The sequence below is a fragment of the Arthrobacter sp. TB 23 genome, assembly GCF_000294595.1.
GTDB lineage: Bacteria > Actinomycetota > Actinomycetes > Actinomycetales > Micrococcaceae > Arthrobacter_D.
This window is the reverse complement of record NZ_ALPM01000070.1, coordinates 35183-49351: the sequence shown is the minus strand read 5'-3', so window position 1 is coordinate 49351 and position 14169 is coordinate 35183. Positions and strand designations below refer to the sequence as shown.

The following is a 14169-nucleotide window of genomic DNA, read 5'->3' as shown; positions in this document are numbered from 1 at the left end:
GTGGGCGCCGCCGCCCTCGCGCATGCTGCCGAGGTGCTCGCGTCGCTGGACGAGGATGCCTGGCTGACCCATGAACAGGCCCTCCGGTCTGCGTTGACTTCCGGACTCGAAACGCTACCGGGGGTCACAGTGCACCAGCTTTTCCCGGACAGTGCCGACCCCATCGGGGTGGTGAACTTTTCGGTGTCCGGTTACGACGCCGGACTTGTCGCCGCGTATTTGTCTGCCGAACACGGGGTGGGCCTCCGCGATGGCAAGTTCTGCGCTCATCCCCTACTCAAACGGCTCGGGCTGCCGTCGGGTTCGTTGCGGGCCAGCGTGGGTCTGGGATCCCAGCCCGCGGACGTCGAGCGGCTGCTGAGCGGCCTCCGGTCCCTCCTGGCCGATGGTCTCACCGCAGATTATGTAGTGGACGAGGAACGCTGGGTACCGGCCGCCGAGACACGAACCTTTCCGGTGTGGGCTCCCCACACGCCGGGGACGGCGGGCGCTGCGCCGTGCTCGAGGGACTAGCCTCAGCAGCTGGTGGGCCAGGAGGCGATTGACCGGTGCGGGATAGGCTTGAATCCCACCCATCGACAACAGGAGCGCACAGATGCCCCGCGGCGGCCCACGTCTGCACGACACCCGGCGAGTCCACCTCGCCGGCGGCTACCTGGACGGCGGTGCGCAGTACGACCGGGTCCGGCCCGGGTATCCCACCGACATTGTTGACTGGCTGATTCCCACCGGCGCGTCCGCNCCGCCGCAGCCGACGTCGGCGCGGGCACCGGAATCTTCACCGCAGAACTCGTGAGGTGTGGGCTGAAGGTGACCGCCGTCGACCCCTCGGCGGACATGCTGGGGGTCCTTAGCACCAAGCTCCCCGCTGTGGTCGCTGTCGTCGGGACCGCCGAGGCCACCGGCCTGCCAGCTTCCTCGGTCAATCTGGTAACCATGGCGCAAGCCTGGCACTGGGTTGATCCGGTGGCAGCCACCACGGAGGCTGCACGGATCCTCACACCGGGCGGCCGCCTGGGACTGATCTGGAATCAGTTGGATGTTTCTCTGCCGTGGGTGCACCGGCTTAGCCGGATCATGCATGCCGGAGATGTCTACAAACCGGATCATCGGCCGGCGATTGGACGGGAGTTCGGGGCGCTTGAACAGCGATCGGCGCGGTGGGCGCAGCCGCTGAGCACCTCAGATATCGTCGACCTCGCCAAATCCAGAAGTTACTACCGTCGGGCGGGTCCAGAGATTCGGGCCAGGGTCGAGGCCAACCTCGACTGGTACCTCCACGAACATCTGGGATTCGCCGCCGATGCTCAGGTGGAGTTGCCGTACTTCACCCATTCCTGGCGGGCAGACCGCTTGTAAGAAGACCGGAACACTGTTGCTAAGGCATGCCAATGAGTTAGATTTAGGTATGCCGAAACTTTTCATTCCGCTGGTGCTTCTTCTCGTACTGGCACTCACCGGCTGCGGTGCCAGCCCGGCTGTGCAGGCGAGGCCAGCCGACGACGACGACCGCCCGCTGGTGCTGACCACCTTCACTGTGCTCGCGGATCTGGCAGATCAGGTGGGCGGCGGGCACGTCAGGGTTGAATCCATCACCAAAATCGGCGCTGAAATCCACGGCTACGACCCGACGCCGTCGGACCTGGTCAACGCTCAGGACGCCGATCTGATTCTCGACAACGGTCTGGGCCTTGAGCGCTGGTTTGAACGCTTCCTGCTTTCGGTGGATGCCCCGCGCGCGGTCCTCTCCGACGGCGTCGAGCCGGTCGACATTCGCTCTGGCGCCTACAACGGACTGCCTAACCCCCATGCCTGGATGTCCCCCGCCGCTGCGCAGATCTACGTTGACAACATCGTGGTGGCCCTGACGGATCTGAGCCCACCGCATGCCAACGATTTTGAAGCCAACGGATCCCGTATCAAGGCCGAGCTGCAGTCCATGCTTGACGAGCTACGCGCTGCCTTCGCCGACACCTCAACCCCTGCCCTGGTCACCTGCGAGGGGGCCTTCTCCTATCTGGCGCGGGACGCGGGACTCGACGAGTCATTCATCTGGCCGGTCAACTCTGATGCTGAGGGCACACCGCGGCAGATCAGAGAGGTGATCGGTTTTGTCCAAACCAACGAAGTCCCGACCGTCTTCTGCGAATCGACTGTCAATCCGTCGGCGCAGGAGCAGGTTGCGTTGGCCACGGGTGCGGAACTGGCCGGGCCGCTGTACGTCGATTCGCTGTCCGGTCCGCAAGGCCCGGTTCCCACCTTCCTCGACCTCCTCAGGTACGACATCAAAGTAATTACTGAAGGGCTGGCCCCATGACCTCGTCCGTTCCACCGCAGGCCGTCACGCTGGGAACCGAGGCGGTTGCGGCCATCTCTGTCTCCGGCCTCACCGTCAGCTACAACGAGGTGCGGGCACTGAGCGACGTCGACCTCAACCTGGCGAAAGCGCGCATCTGCGGGCTGATCGGCGTCAACGGGTCAGGCAAGTCGACCCTGTTCAAATGCCTGATGGGGCTGGTCCAGCCGCAGTCCGGCGCCGTTGCGATTTTCGGCAAAGACCAGCGCACCGCCCGGCGTAGCAACCTCGTGGCCTATGTCCCCCAATCCGAGGACGTCGACTGGACCTTCCCCCTCTCGGTGGGCGACGTCGTCCTGATGGGCCGCTACGGCCGAATGCCGCCGTCCCGCCGCGCCAGCCGTGCGGACCGCGACGCGGTCGACGCCGCACTGGAGCGGGTCGGCCTGACCCAGCAACGCAACCGGCAGATCGGCGAATTGTCCGGCGGGCAGAAGAAGCGCGCCTTTGTTGCCCGCAGCATCGCCCAGGACGCGCAGCTACTGCTCCTCGATGAACCGTTCGCGGGGGTGGACAGGACCAGCGAAGCCACGCTGGTCAGTCTGCTCCAGGAACTCAGGGACGAGGGACGGACCGCTCTCATCTCCACCCACGACCTCGCCGGGATCCCCGAGCTCTGCGACGAAGCGGTACTGCTGCACAACCGGGTCCTCGCGCATGGACCGCCCTCCGAAGTGCTGACCCATGAGTTGTTGGCGCTCGCGTTCGGGCCGCTACCCACGGCAGGTGGCGCCTCTCGTCCCCGACCCGCACCCGAAGAAAGTTAGACCACGCCATGGAAGTCCTCAATTTCCTCACCGAGCCGCTGCAATACGGCTTCCTGACCCGCGCCCTGATCGTCACTGTCTGCGCGGCGGTCGTCGCGTCGGTGCTGTCCTGCTGGCTCATCCTGATGGGCTGGTCGCTGATGGGCGACGCCGTTTCCCACGCGGTGCTGCCAGGCGTCGCCCTGGCCTACATCATCGGCATCCCCTTCTCCATCGGCGCCTTCGTGTTCGGGGCCGGGGCGGTTGCGCTGATCGGTCTGGTGAAGTCGACCACCAAGCTCAAGTCGGACACCGTCATTGGGGTGGTTTTCACCGGACTTTTCGCCCTGGGGCTCGCAATTGTGTCCCGTACTCCCTCCCAGGTTGACCTGATGCATATTCTCTTTGGGAACGTGCTGGGTGTAACCAACGGGGAATTGTGGCAGGTGGTCATCCTTGGCGTGCTGACCCTCGCCATCGTCCTGTACAAACGCCGCGACCTCACGCTCTTTGCCTTTGACCGCACGCATGCGCACGTGATCGGGCTGAATACCCGGGCGCTCTCCACCCTGCTGCTGGGTCTCCTGGCGCTGAGCGTCGTCGTCGGCCTGCAGGCGGTGGGAATCATCCTGGTGGTGGCCATGCTCATCACCCCCGGCGCCACAGCCTTCCTGCTGACCCGCAGCTTCGACCGGATGCTGATTATCGCCTCGAGCCTCACCGCGGCCGCGTCGGTCGCCGGCATCTACGCCAGCTATTACCTGGACATCTCGACCGGTGCTGCCGTGGTGCTGTCCCAGTCGCTGGTCTTCGTCCTGGTGTATCTCTTTGCCCGGCGAACCGGGGTCCTCTGGCAGGCGGCAAGCCGACGTCGGTTGCGCCGCTACTCCTCACAGGAAAACCACACCCGGACTCGGAGAATCAACACCACTGGCGTCCCCACGGGAAGTGAGACCTGAGATGGCACAACGGACAGCTTCGGCGCTTAGCGCCGGGTCAACGAGCGTTCAGGACTATGTGAAGGTCATCTATACCTTCACTGAATGGCAGGATCGGCCAATAACCGCCTCGCAGCTTGCGGCCCGACTGTCAGTAGCCAATTCCTCGGCATCGGAAATGGTCCGCAAGCTGATGGATCTGGGCCTGGTGAGCCATGAGCCCTACAGCTCAGTCGAGCTGACCGCAGATGGGCTGCATCTGGCGTTGACGATGGTACGCCGTCACCGTCTTCTGGAGACCTTCCTGGTGAACGAGCTGGGCTATCGGTGGGACGAGGTTCATGACGAGGCGGAACTGTTGGAGCACACTGTCTCCGACACGTTCATCGAACGCCTCGACCGGAAGCTTGGGCATCCCGGGAGAGACCCGCACGGGGATCCGATCCCCACCGCCGACGGGAAGATCACCCTGCCGAACGCCCATGCGCTGGAGGAGCTCGACGACGGGCACCGCGGCCGTATCACCCGGATCAGCGACGCAAATCCGGAGCTGCTCCGGTTCCTCGCCGCTGAATCCATTGCCCTTGACTCCCCCGTGCAGGTCCTCCAGCGGAAACCGTTCGGAGGCCCCTTGGTGGTCAGCGTCGGCGATACGGGCACCGCAAGGACTTTCGATTTCGGCGAAGAGCTGACGACTTCGCTGTGGATTGAGACTGATCAGGTTCATTCCGGATGCCGCCTGCCCGAAGCGTCGGTCCGCTAGCCCCCGACCAGGAGCGCACCGATGGCGACGCCAGCCGCAGCGGCAAGGAGCGCCAACGTGGCTGTCCCCAGCCCGTTGACGACGGCACTCCTCAACTGGCCGCTCTGGATCAGCCTGGCCGTTTCGACACTCGCGGTGCTGAACGTGGTGAAGCCGCCGAGAAATCCGACGCCCACGATGAGCTTTGCTGCCAGGGGGACCTGCTCGCCGAGGGCCAGCCCGCCCAGCAGCCCCAGCAACCCCGAGCCCAGGATGTTGATGGCGACGGTGCTCCAGGGGATCGCCGTCGCGAACCGGGCCCGGATGGCGCCGTCGAGCATGAACCGCGCGACGGCACCGGTGCCGCCTGCAACACCAACCAGCAGGATCAAAAGTACACTCACGGGAGGTCCATCTCCGACCTGGTGTCAGGCCGGCCCTGTCTACCTCTGGCAACCGCTGCACCCACGCCAATCCCGGCGAAACTCAGCAGGACTCCCCCCAGGAGACTGACTGCAACGTACGCGGCGGCGAACCCGCTGGCGCCGTCTGCGGCCAAGACGATGGCTTCCAGGGCAAACGCACTGTAGGTGGTGAATCCCCCAAGGAACCCTGTTCCCAACAGAAGCCGCACCATCAGGTACCCGCCACGGTCCGGACCGGTACGTAGCAGGCCCTCCAGTAACAGGCCCAGCAGGAATGACCCGCCCAGATTGATTGCCAGGGTGGGTAGCGGCAGGTCCTGCGGGGATGGAACCAGCCCATTCAGCCAGACTCGGCACAGTGTGCCGGCCACACCCCCGGCGAACACCAGGGCAATGAATGTCAGGCTCCGGTGGGGCGGCCGGTCCATGACGACCGCGGACGGCTCACCCTGATCTGGTTTGGACACAGCGCACCTGCCTCTATCGAGTGTCAAAGGCAGGAACCATCAGCCATGGTGGCGGTTCGGGCAACGCCCCGGCGGGATCCATCGCCGTAGCCTCGACTATATCGGATTGCCAGTTGGACCCGGTGGGCAGTCCAGCATTAGCCGTCAGCAATTCGAGGATGCAATGATCACTATCAGCACAAGTTGTTCCACCCCATCTGCCCACACCCATCTAGCCAAAGGTTCCACATGACAACGCTGGGGATCGAAGAAGAGTACCTCCTGCTGGACCCGGCCTCGGGGTTGCCGGTGTACCGGGCCAACGAGGTGCAAGCCCTTTTGGAACAGTCGCCCACGATAGAGGCGGAGGACGTTCAGCGTGAACTCCTCAGTTGCCAGATCGAGACGGCCACCCCTGTCTGTCATACCCTGACCGAGGCCGAAGAGTCGTTGCTGCACTTCCGCCGCCGGATCTCGGCCGCCGCCCGGAAGGCTGGCGTGCGGGCCACCGGCTCGGCCACCGCTCCACGCATTGAATCGGCGTACCCCACCCTGACCGATAACCAGCGCTACCACCAGCTGCGTGAAAGCGCCCGAGGCATTGTGGCGGATCAGTTTGTCAACGGGCTTCATGTGCACGTGGGAATCCCTGACAAGGAGAGCGGTGTGCAGGCGCTCAACCGGATCCGGCCATGGCTGCCGGTCATCACAGCCCTCAGCACCAATTCGCCGTATTGGCTGGACCGGGACAGCGGCTTCGCCAGTTGGCGGGTGATCCATTACCGTAGGTGGCCGATTCAGGGATGCCCACCAGTCTTCGCCGACGCGGCCGACTATGAACGTCGCATCGAACGACTGGTGGGGACCGGAGTAATCATCGACCGCGGGGTGCTGACCTGGATGGCCCGCCTGTCGGATGCGTATCCCACCCTGGAGGTCCGGACCGGCGACGCCCAGCTGGAGGCCCAGGACTCGGTGCTGCTGGCTGCCCTGGTCAGGGGTCTCGTGTCGACGGCGGTCCGCGACGCCGAAGCCGGACTACCTTTCCTGGATCCCGACCCGGAGCTGCTCGACGCCGCCATGTGGCAGGCGGCCAGGCACGGGCTCGCCGCAGACCTGGTCGATCTGGGAACCGGAACCTTGATTCCTGCACGCGAACAGATGGGCCGGCTGCTGGCCTACACGGCGGATGCTATCGAGACGGAGGGCGATACCGAGTGGGTTGCCGCGGGACTGGACACGGTCTGGGCACGCGGTACGGGGGCCGAGCGCCAACGCCAGGCCATGGAAACCGGCGGCATGGCGTCCCTGTTGGAACTCTACAGCTCGGCGTTGACCGCCGAACGCTAACCCGGCTTCTGGTTTGCCCTGCCCTCGGCCAACCGTTGCAGTGTCCTGTTAATCCGCGCCTCACGGGTGGCCTGACGTTTCGCTGACGCGATCCACAGCGCATACTCGCGCTGACGTGAATAGGAGAGGGCTCGAAATGCATCCTCTGCGCCGCCAGCCGTGAGGGCTGCCGACACATCATCGGCAAGTTCAACGACCCGTTCGCTGGTGTCGAGTGTCAGCGACACCCTCACCGTATCGCCCGTGGTTTTGCCGATTTCCGTTTGCACATCCGATCGGACCAGGAGCAGATGGCCGTCACTGTAGGTGACCAGCGAACCGCGGTAACCGATGCCGTCGAACGCGGCCCTGACCGGGATCCTCCCGCTCGCACCGAACGTTTCGGGCACGCTATGGGGGAACTGAACAAACGATGCCGAACCAGCCACGGTTGAGCGCTGGATGACGGCATCGAACTCGATGGGGCCAGGGTCTCGAAAGTGGGCCATTCCAGAAGCTTAGCGAACTCGTCTAGGGCCGAGCAGTCTGGAGTACCCGAGCCTCCCACGGCCGCAACCGTCCAGTGTCACCGGCGCCTCCGTCCGGGTAGTTGCTCAGTAGCCGTTTTCCCTGGCCAGCGCCCTGCGGCAGGATCAGGTTCTCCCCCGATACGTTCGCGACCACGGTGAGAGTTTCACCCTCGTGGGTCCGGGTGAACGCGTACAGGGTGGGGTGGTTGCCTTCGAGGAGGTTAAACCGCCCGAGCCTCACCACAACGCTGTCATGGCGCAGCCGGATCAGCCGCTGATAATGCCGAAAAATGGAGCGATCCGAAGCCCGGTCCGCTTCGGCGTTGATGGTGGGGTAGTTCGGGTTAACGCTGAGCCAGGGCTCGCCCGTGGTGAAGCCTGCATGCGTGGCGTCCGACCACTGCACTGGTGTCCTGGCGTTGTCGCGGCTCATGACACGGATCGAGGACAGCACTTGTTCAGGGTCCAAACCCAGCACAGCCGTCGCCTCGTAGAAGTAGTTGATGGATTCCAGGTCCCGGAAATCATCGATTGAGGAGAACGGCACATTGGTCATGCCAAGTTCCTCGCCCTGATAGATGTAAGGGGTTCCCCTGTGCAGATGGAGCAGTGTCGCCCACAGGGTCGCGGACTCGTACCTGAACCTGGTGTCATCCCCGAACCGTGACACCAGCCGCGGCTGGTCATGGTTGTTCAGGTACAGGCTGTTCCACCCGGCCTCCGCCAATCCCGTCTGCCAGCGGTTCCAGGAGGCCTTCAGGTCACCCAGGTTCAGCCCCCGGTAATCCCATTTGCCGCCCGGCCCGTAATCCAGGCCCACATGCTCGAACTGGAAAATCATGTCCAGCTCGCGGCGGGCAGGATCAGTGAAAAGCCGGGCCTCCTCGATTGTTGCGCCGGGCATCTCTCCCACGGTGATCAGCTCAGCGGTCCTTCCGGCGAAAACCTCACGGTGCATTTCCTGGAGGTAGTCGTGGATCCGCGGGCCGGAGATGAAGTGCGGAGCACCGTCGCCCCACAGGCCGCCAGCCGGCACTCTCCCATCCGGGAGGGTCTGATCCTTCGAAATGTAGTTGATGACGTCCATCCGGAAGCCATCGACACCGAGGTCGAGCCACCAGTTCATCATTTCGTAGACGGCGGCCCGGACTTCGGGGTTCTCCCAGTTCAGGTCTGGTTGCTGGGGTGCGAACAGGTGCAGGTAATACTGCCCGGTTTCTGGATGGAGGGTCCAGGCGGGCCCGCTGAACGCCGATCCCCAGTTCGACGGTTCGGCCCCTTGCTCCCCAGCGGCGAAGCCGTCGCGGGGGTCCCGCCACCAGTACCAGTCCCGTTTGGGGTTATCGAGTGAGGAGGACGACTCCCTGAACCACTCGTGTTCGTGAGAGGTGTGATTGACCACCAGGTCCATCACGAGCTTCATACCGCGGCGGTGCACTCCATCGAGGAGCTCCCCGAATTGTTCAAGATCCCCGAATACCGGATCGATGAGCCGGTAATCGCTGATGTCGTAGCCGTTGTCGTGGTGCGGGGACTGGTACACCGGAGAGAGCCAGAGAACATCCACGCCCAGCTCAGCCAGATAGTCGAGTTTACCGATGATGCCGGGCAGGTCGCCGACGCCGTCGCCGTCGGAGTCGGCAAAGCTGCGTGGATAGATCTGGTACACCACCGCGCCGGTCCACCAGGCCGGCTCACTCGGTGTCGGCTCTGTCTTCGCTTCGCTCACGGGGTTAGCGCCCTTCGTTCCGGCGGACCATTCCAACAATGAGGCAGATCAATCCCACTGCCAATGGAATCAGGGTGTACAGGGTGTGGGTTCCGCCGACAAAGCTCATGTAGAAAATGAAAATGAATGATCCGATCACCAGAATCAGCCCGGTGTTGACCAGGAAGCGACCTCGATTGGGCGGCGGCAGGGGGGGAAGCCAGGGTGGTGGATCGTCCGTCCAGTTCATACCGTCAGTCTACGTCCGGCTGGCGGTGCCCCAGCGCGACTGCCGGTGTTAACGACAAAACGTCCCTCCCCCAAAGGGTAGGGACGTTTAGCCGTCGGGCTGTTTCGTGGAGATGGCGGGAATTGAACCCGCGTCCGATGCAGTGTAGTCAGGGCTTCTCCGGGCGCAGTTTGCGTCGGTTTTTCTCAGCTTCAGCAGTTCTGCAAACAGACTGCTGCCAAGCTCAGTTACATAAGAGTCCCCCGGAAACCTGTAACAAGTTTCAGGAGCAGTGGCCCTCTAAATGACGCCAGGATCCGGGACGAGAGCATTCCCGGGCTGACGGACTTGGTCTTACTGCTTAGGCAGCGAGAGCGAAGTCAGTGCGTTTTTGTTCGGCACTTATATTTTAACAAGGAGCGTTAACGAGATAGCCTTGTAAATCCTCGGCCCGCTTCCCCTGTCGCGACTAACATCGTCGAAACCTGTCATCCCCGTGTGTAGTTATCAATGTGCTTCTCCCCGAATTGCTTCGGATCTACCAGTATAACGCACCCTTCCCAGCGATGTATTCCCGGGTCGGCCCCACCGTCTGGACTAGAGGGTAATCCCGAACATGACAATGGGCGACTGCCACAGGGTGACTACCACAAACGACACGGCCACGAAGGCGAGGCCCAGCGCGGCGAGGGCGGTTGTCGCTGCCTGCTTGCGCTTGAAACTCCACCAGAACACCAGGATGTTCATGAGTACCAGCAACGGCGCCACCCAGATGATCAGTTGGGCCAGATACAGGTAGATCAGGAAGAAGAACGGGATCAATGCGAAAATGCCCACCGGAACGATTGCCAGCAAAAGCAGCAGATCGATCAGGGCAACCAGCGTGACCCACCAGGGTCGACGGTAGCGCAGTTCTGATACGTCGGGATCCTCCCTGGGTTCCTGCGCATCCCAGAAAACGTCGCTCATACCTTAGCTGCCCCGGTTCTTGTCGCGCATGTCCCGCAGAGCTTCACGGTTGTCTTGTTTTTCCCGCAGGGTCTGACGTTTGTCGTAATCCCGTTTACCGCGTGCGACAGCAATTTCGACCTTCGCGCGTCCATTCAGGAAGTACAACTGAAGCGGCACCAGGGTGAATCCGCTTTCCCTGATGCGCTGGGAGATCCGGGTCAGCTCGTCCCGGTGCAGCAATAGCTTGCGACGGCGGCGGGCTGCGTGATTGGTCCAACTGCCCTGCGTGTACTCGGGAATGTGGATGCCCTCGAGCCATAGTTCGTCATTGTAAAAAATGGCGAACCCGTCCACCAGGGACGCCCGCCCGGCCCGGAGCGACTTCACCTCGGTGCCCATCAGGGCGATGCCGGCCTCGTAGGTATCCAGCACCTCGTAATCGTGCCGGGCCTTCCGATTGGTGGCCACTACCTGTCGGCCACTTTCCTTGGGCACGGTACAACTCCTTCATCTCTGGGGGTCTTGCTCCTGGCTCACGCCTAGGGGCCGATTTGCTGTCCCCTCAGTCTACGGCGTCGGTGACTACAGCAGGCCCAGCGGGTCGACCAGGCTGCCGTTGAGCACCGTTTCAAAATGCAGGTGACAGCCGGAAGAGTTGCCGGTGGTTCCGGTGCGGCCGATCAGCTGACCGGCGCTGACCTTTTGCCCCGGCGAGACGTCGAAGCTGGAGAGGTGGTAGTAGTTGGTCGCCAGCGCGTTGCCCTGGACCACACCATGGTTCAGGACGATACGGTTTCCGGCGCCGGAGAGCGCGTTGGAATCAGCGAACCAGACTTCGCCTGCTGCGGGAGCGTAGAGCGGGGTACCGCAGCCCACACCGTAGTCGAGGCCCGTATGGGTGTACCCGCCCGACCCGTTGAAGTCGATGGTGCCGACCGGAGTTGCACGCCAGCCGAATCCTGAGGAAATGGGACCGCTGACAGGTGCCCGGAGACCGAACGCTGAAGGACTGCCGGATTGAATCGGCGCGATTGGCCTGACCGTGGCCGGGACGATTGGTTCAGGCGCGACTGGCTTGGGCGCCGGTCGTTGCGCGGCTGCGGCCGCTGCAGCCGCAGCGGCGTTGGCTGCTTCGGCAGCAGCTGCTGCCTCCGCTGCGCGGCGTTCATTCTCGATGCGGGCCCGCTCTTCAGCCTCAGCCTTGAGCCGCGCTTCCTCCCGCTTCCGCGCCTCTTCAATCAGACGTGCCTGGCGTGCGGCGATATCGGCGGTGACCTGCTCGTGGGCGGATTCCACCTCGGCGAGCTGAGCCTCAATGACCGGCTTCTGTTCTTTAAGCTCATCGGACAACGCCGAGGTGTCGGCGACCAGGGTGTCCACCTTGCTCTTCTCGGCCGCTGCATCATCACGGGCTATCTGCTCGGCCGCGAGAGCCTGTTCCGCCTGGGCTTTCAGGTCGAGGATTTCCGCCTCGACCGCCTCAAGACGTGCCTCCGAGTTCACATTGGTCGCGTTCTGCTGCGACAACTGGTCCATGGCAGCGTTCTGGCTCCGTAGTGCCTGGTCCACCATGTCGATGGAATTGGTGAGACTTTCAGTGCCCTCAGAGCCGAAGAGCAGGGACAGGTTTGAGGGTACTCCCCCATTTTTGTAGGCCTGGGTGGCGATCTGCCCGATCATCTCCCGGGTCTCTCCCATCGCTTCCTGGTCGAGATCCATCTGTTCGCTGATCTTGTTTCTGGTCTCCTGGGCCAAATCGACCCGTTGAGTGAGTGCAGTGACCTGGCCGGTGGCGGTTTCGACCCGGCCCTGTGCGTCGGCGAGGGCCTGCTGGGCGCCGGGCAGCTGGCCCTGGAAGACACGGAGCTGCGCAATCGTTTCGGAAATATCGGCGTCGAGGTATTCAATTGATTGCTGCACGTCCTCGATTTCCTGCTCGAGGGCGTTCTGGCGGTTATCCAATTCATCGGCGAATACCGGCGCGCTGAACCCGAGGGCGAGCGCGACAATCACCGCAATCGACGTGCCAGCGACGGTCTTGGTCACGACTGATTGTTTGGCCGACTTGGTCGACCAAGGATTTACAGCAGGCATATGCTCTCTTTCGTTCCTGGTCATTACTCTAAACCCTCAAGTAACGTCGGAGGGTCAGGAGTGATGACACCCCAGCCAGCACTCCACCCAGCAAGATGAGCAGGGGTGCAAGGAGCAGTACCTCAGTCGAGGAGATGAAGGCCGTTTCCGGGTACATCTCGGCGAGTACGCCGTTGAGGGCGAAGTGGGCTACCGCCCACAGCGTGCCGGTTGCCAACAGGCCGCCGACCACCGCCGCGATGACTCCCTCCAGGACGAACGGGAGTTGGATGACCGCTTTGCTGGCGCCGACCAACCGCATGATTCCGGTTTCCCGCCGGCGGCTAAACGCAGAAAGCCTGATCGTGGTTGCCACCAGCAACACGGCGCAGAGCAACATCACCCCCGCTATGGTCAGGGCGATCGCCGACGCGACATTCATATAGGTGAAGAGGCGTTCCAGTAACTCCCGCTGGTCGCTCACAACGTCAACACCTGGGGTCGAAGAGAAGGCTTCGTTGATGACCTCGTACTTTTCCGGGTCAACCAGATTGACTCTGAATGATTCGGGGAGCTGGTCGGCTGTCACCGAATCGACAATTGGAGAATTCGCGAACTGGTCCTGGAAATGGCCCAGGGCTTCTTCCTGTGACTCGTATTCGACCGTCGAAACATATTCACTGAAGGAATCGGATTCGAGGATGGCCTCGATATCATCCCGTTGCTCGTCGGACACGGGTCCCGCCGCGCAGCTCGGTGAGGTGGAGTTATCCACGCAGAGGAATACGGCCACCTGAACGCGGTCGTACCAATACCCCTTCATCTGGTTGATCTGTAGCTGAAGGAGTCCCGCAGCCCCAACGAAGGTGAGGGAAATGAAGGTGACCAGAACGATGGAGATCACCATGGCAAGGTTCCGGCGGAGACCAGACCCTAACTCACCGAGGACAAACGCGAACCTCATTGCGCCGACACCTCGGTCTCGCCAATGTAGATGCCCTGCGCGTCGTCCCGCACCACTGAACCGTTGCGAAGCTCGACCACTCTTTTGCGCATGGTGTTCACGATGTCGTCATCGTGGGTTGCCATCACCACTGTGGTGCCGTTCGAGTTGATGCGGTCCAGTACTTTCATAATTCCCATCGACGTGGTGGGGTCCAGGTTGCCGGTGGGCTCGTCGGCCAGCAGGATTCCGGGCCGGTTCACGATGGCGCGGGCAATGGCCACGCGCTGCTGCTCGCCCCCTGAGAGTTCATGGGGCATCCTGTTGTTTTTACCCTCCAGGCCCACTGTCTGCAGTACGTCGGGCACTGTCTCCCGGATCACTGCACGGCTCTTGCCAATCACCTGCATGGCAAAGGCGACATTTGCGAAGACGGTCTTGTTGGGTAGCAGCCGGAAGTCCTGAAACACCACACCGATGCCGCGGCGCAGCTTGGGCACCCGCCAGCTTGGGATGTTGGCAACGTTTTGCCCTGCGACGTAGACGGCACCCCGGGACACCCGGTCCTCTTTGAGGACCAGCCGGATGAACGTTGATTTACCGGAGCCCGAGGCCCCGACCAGGAAGACAAATTCTCCACGATCGACTTCGAGGCTTACGGCGTCGAGGGCGGGTCGAGAGTTGTTGTCGTAGACCTTGGTGACAGTGTCGAATCTAATCATGACTACTTTGCGCCCATATGAAACTGCCAGT

The 14169-nt window shown here is 62.7% G+C and carries 17 protein-coding genes, 1 other RNA gene and 1 riboswitch; of the genes, 7 read left to right on the top strand and 11 right to left on the bottom strand.

The genetic code is table 11. The annotated features are described in order from the left end of the window. The 6 genes from B384_RS0110620 to B384_RS0110595 form a co-directional block, all read left to right on the top strand. Positions 1–513: aminotransferase class V-fold PLP-dependent enzyme (locus tag B384_RS0110620; protein ID WP_035767000.1), on the top strand; the 513-nt coding region annotated here is incomplete at its 5' end. Between the two features lie 297 nt (positions 514–810). After that, positions 811–1359, top strand: a complete 549-nt coding sequence (locus B384_RS18600; RefSeq protein ID WP_337459702.1) for a class I SAM-dependent methyltransferase — start codon at positions 811–813, stop codon at positions 1357–1359. A gap of 49 nt (positions 1360–1408) precedes the next feature. Beyond that, complete coding sequence (locus B384_RS0110610) at positions 1409–2317, top strand: metal ABC transporter solute-binding protein, Zn/Mn family (RefSeq protein WP_019483095.1); 909 nt, start codon at positions 1409–1411, stop codon at positions 2315–2317. Then, a complete protein-coding gene (locus tag B384_RS0110605; RefSeq protein ID WP_019483094.1) occupies positions 2314–3123 on the top strand; it encodes a metal ABC transporter ATP-binding protein in 810 nt (269 codons plus the stop codon). The genes B384_RS0110610 and B384_RS0110605 overlap by 4 nt, the downstream gene beginning before the upstream one ends. Before the next feature lie 8 nt (positions 3124–3131). Next, on the top strand, positions 3132–4061 hold the full coding sequence (locus tag B384_RS0110600) for a metal ABC transporter permease (protein ID WP_019483093.1): 930 nt from the start codon (positions 3132–3134) through the stop codon (positions 4059–4061). A gap of 1 nt (position 4062) precedes the next feature. Then, positions 4063–4803, top strand: coding sequence for a metal-dependent transcriptional regulator (locus B384_RS0110595; RefSeq protein WP_035766998.1), 741 nt, complete (start codon positions 4063–4065; stop codon positions 4801–4803). Here the strand turns inward: B384_RS0110595 and crcB are convergent. Both crcB and B384_RS18595 read right to left on the bottom strand, forming a co-directional pair. Continuing rightward, a complete protein-coding gene (crcB, locus tag B384_RS0110590) occupies positions 4800–5186 on the bottom strand; it encodes a fluoride efflux transporter CrcB (protein WP_019483091.1) in 387 nt (128 codons plus the stop codon). The two genes, B384_RS0110595 and crcB, sit on opposite strands and share 4 nt — an antisense overlap. Continuing rightward, positions 5183–5674, bottom strand: coding sequence for a fluoride efflux transporter FluC (locus B384_RS18595; protein WP_019483090.1), 492 nt, complete (start codon positions 5672–5674; stop codon positions 5183–5185). The genes crcB and B384_RS18595 overlap by 4 nt, the downstream gene beginning before the upstream one ends. Positions 5675–5697: 23 nt before the next feature. Then, positions 5698–5769: riboswitch (Fluoride riboswitch) on the bottom strand. A gap of 133 nt (positions 5770–5902) precedes the next feature. On the opposite strand from B384_RS18595, the gene B384_RS0110580 reads away from it, so the two are divergent. Beyond that, a complete protein-coding gene (locus B384_RS0110580) occupies positions 5903–7003 on the top strand; it encodes a carboxylate-amine ligase (RefSeq protein ID WP_019483089.1) in 1101 nt (366 codons plus the stop codon). Here B384_RS0110580 and B384_RS0110575 read toward each other — a convergent pair. From B384_RS0110575 to ftsE, 9 genes are all read right to left on the bottom strand, one after another. Next, on the bottom strand, positions 7000–7491 hold the full coding sequence (locus B384_RS0110575) for a YdeI/OmpD-associated family protein (RefSeq protein WP_019483088.1): 492 nt from the start codon (positions 7489–7491) through the stop codon (positions 7000–7002). The genes B384_RS0110580 and B384_RS0110575 overlap by 4 nt on opposite strands. Before the next feature lie 22 nt (positions 7492–7513). Beyond that, the gene (locus B384_RS0110570) at positions 7514–9241 is read right to left on the bottom strand and encodes an alpha-glucosidase (RefSeq protein WP_019483087.1); all 1728 of its coding nucleotides are present in this window, start codon (positions 9239–9241) and stop codon (positions 7514–7516) included. A gap of 4 nt (positions 9242–9245) precedes the next feature. Beyond that, positions 9246–9470: a hypothetical protein gene (locus B384_RS0110565; protein ID WP_019483086.1), complete on the bottom strand. Its 225-nt coding sequence runs from the start codon at positions 9468–9470 to the stop codon at positions 9246–9248. A 104-nt stretch (positions 9471–9574) separates the two neighbouring features. Continuing rightward, positions 9575–9945, bottom strand: a transfer-messenger RNA (tmRNA) gene (ssrA, locus tag B384_RS20175). Between the two features lie 101 nt (positions 9946–10046). Then, the gene (locus tag B384_RS0110560) at positions 10047–10418 is read right to left on the bottom strand and encodes a hypothetical protein (RefSeq protein WP_019483085.1); all 372 of its coding nucleotides are present in this window, start codon (positions 10416–10418) and stop codon (positions 10047–10049) included. 3 nt (positions 10419–10421) lie between these two features. Continuing rightward, positions 10422–10895, bottom strand: a complete 474-nt coding sequence (smpB, locus tag B384_RS0110555) for an SsrA-binding protein SmpB (RefSeq protein WP_024476764.1) — start codon at positions 10893–10895, stop codon at positions 10422–10424. An 87-nt stretch (positions 10896–10982) separates the two neighbouring features. Then, positions 10983–12494 (bottom strand): M23 family metallopeptidase, encoded by a 1512-nt coding sequence (locus B384_RS0110550; RefSeq protein WP_019483083.1) that lies wholly within the window; start codon positions 12492–12494, stop codon positions 10983–10985. A gap of 28 nt (positions 12495–12522) precedes the next feature. Beyond that, on the bottom strand, positions 12523–13437 hold the full coding sequence (gene ftsX / locus B384_RS0110545; RefSeq protein WP_019483082.1) for a permease-like cell division protein FtsX: 915 nt from the start codon (positions 13435–13437) through the stop codon (positions 12523–12525). Next, entirely contained in the window at positions 13434–14138 is a 705-nt protein-coding gene (gene ftsE / locus B384_RS18590; protein ID WP_019483081.1) for a cell division ATP-binding protein FtsE, read from the bottom strand. The genes ftsX and ftsE overlap by 4 nt, the downstream gene beginning before the upstream one ends. Positions 14139–14169 lie beyond the last annotated feature (31 nt).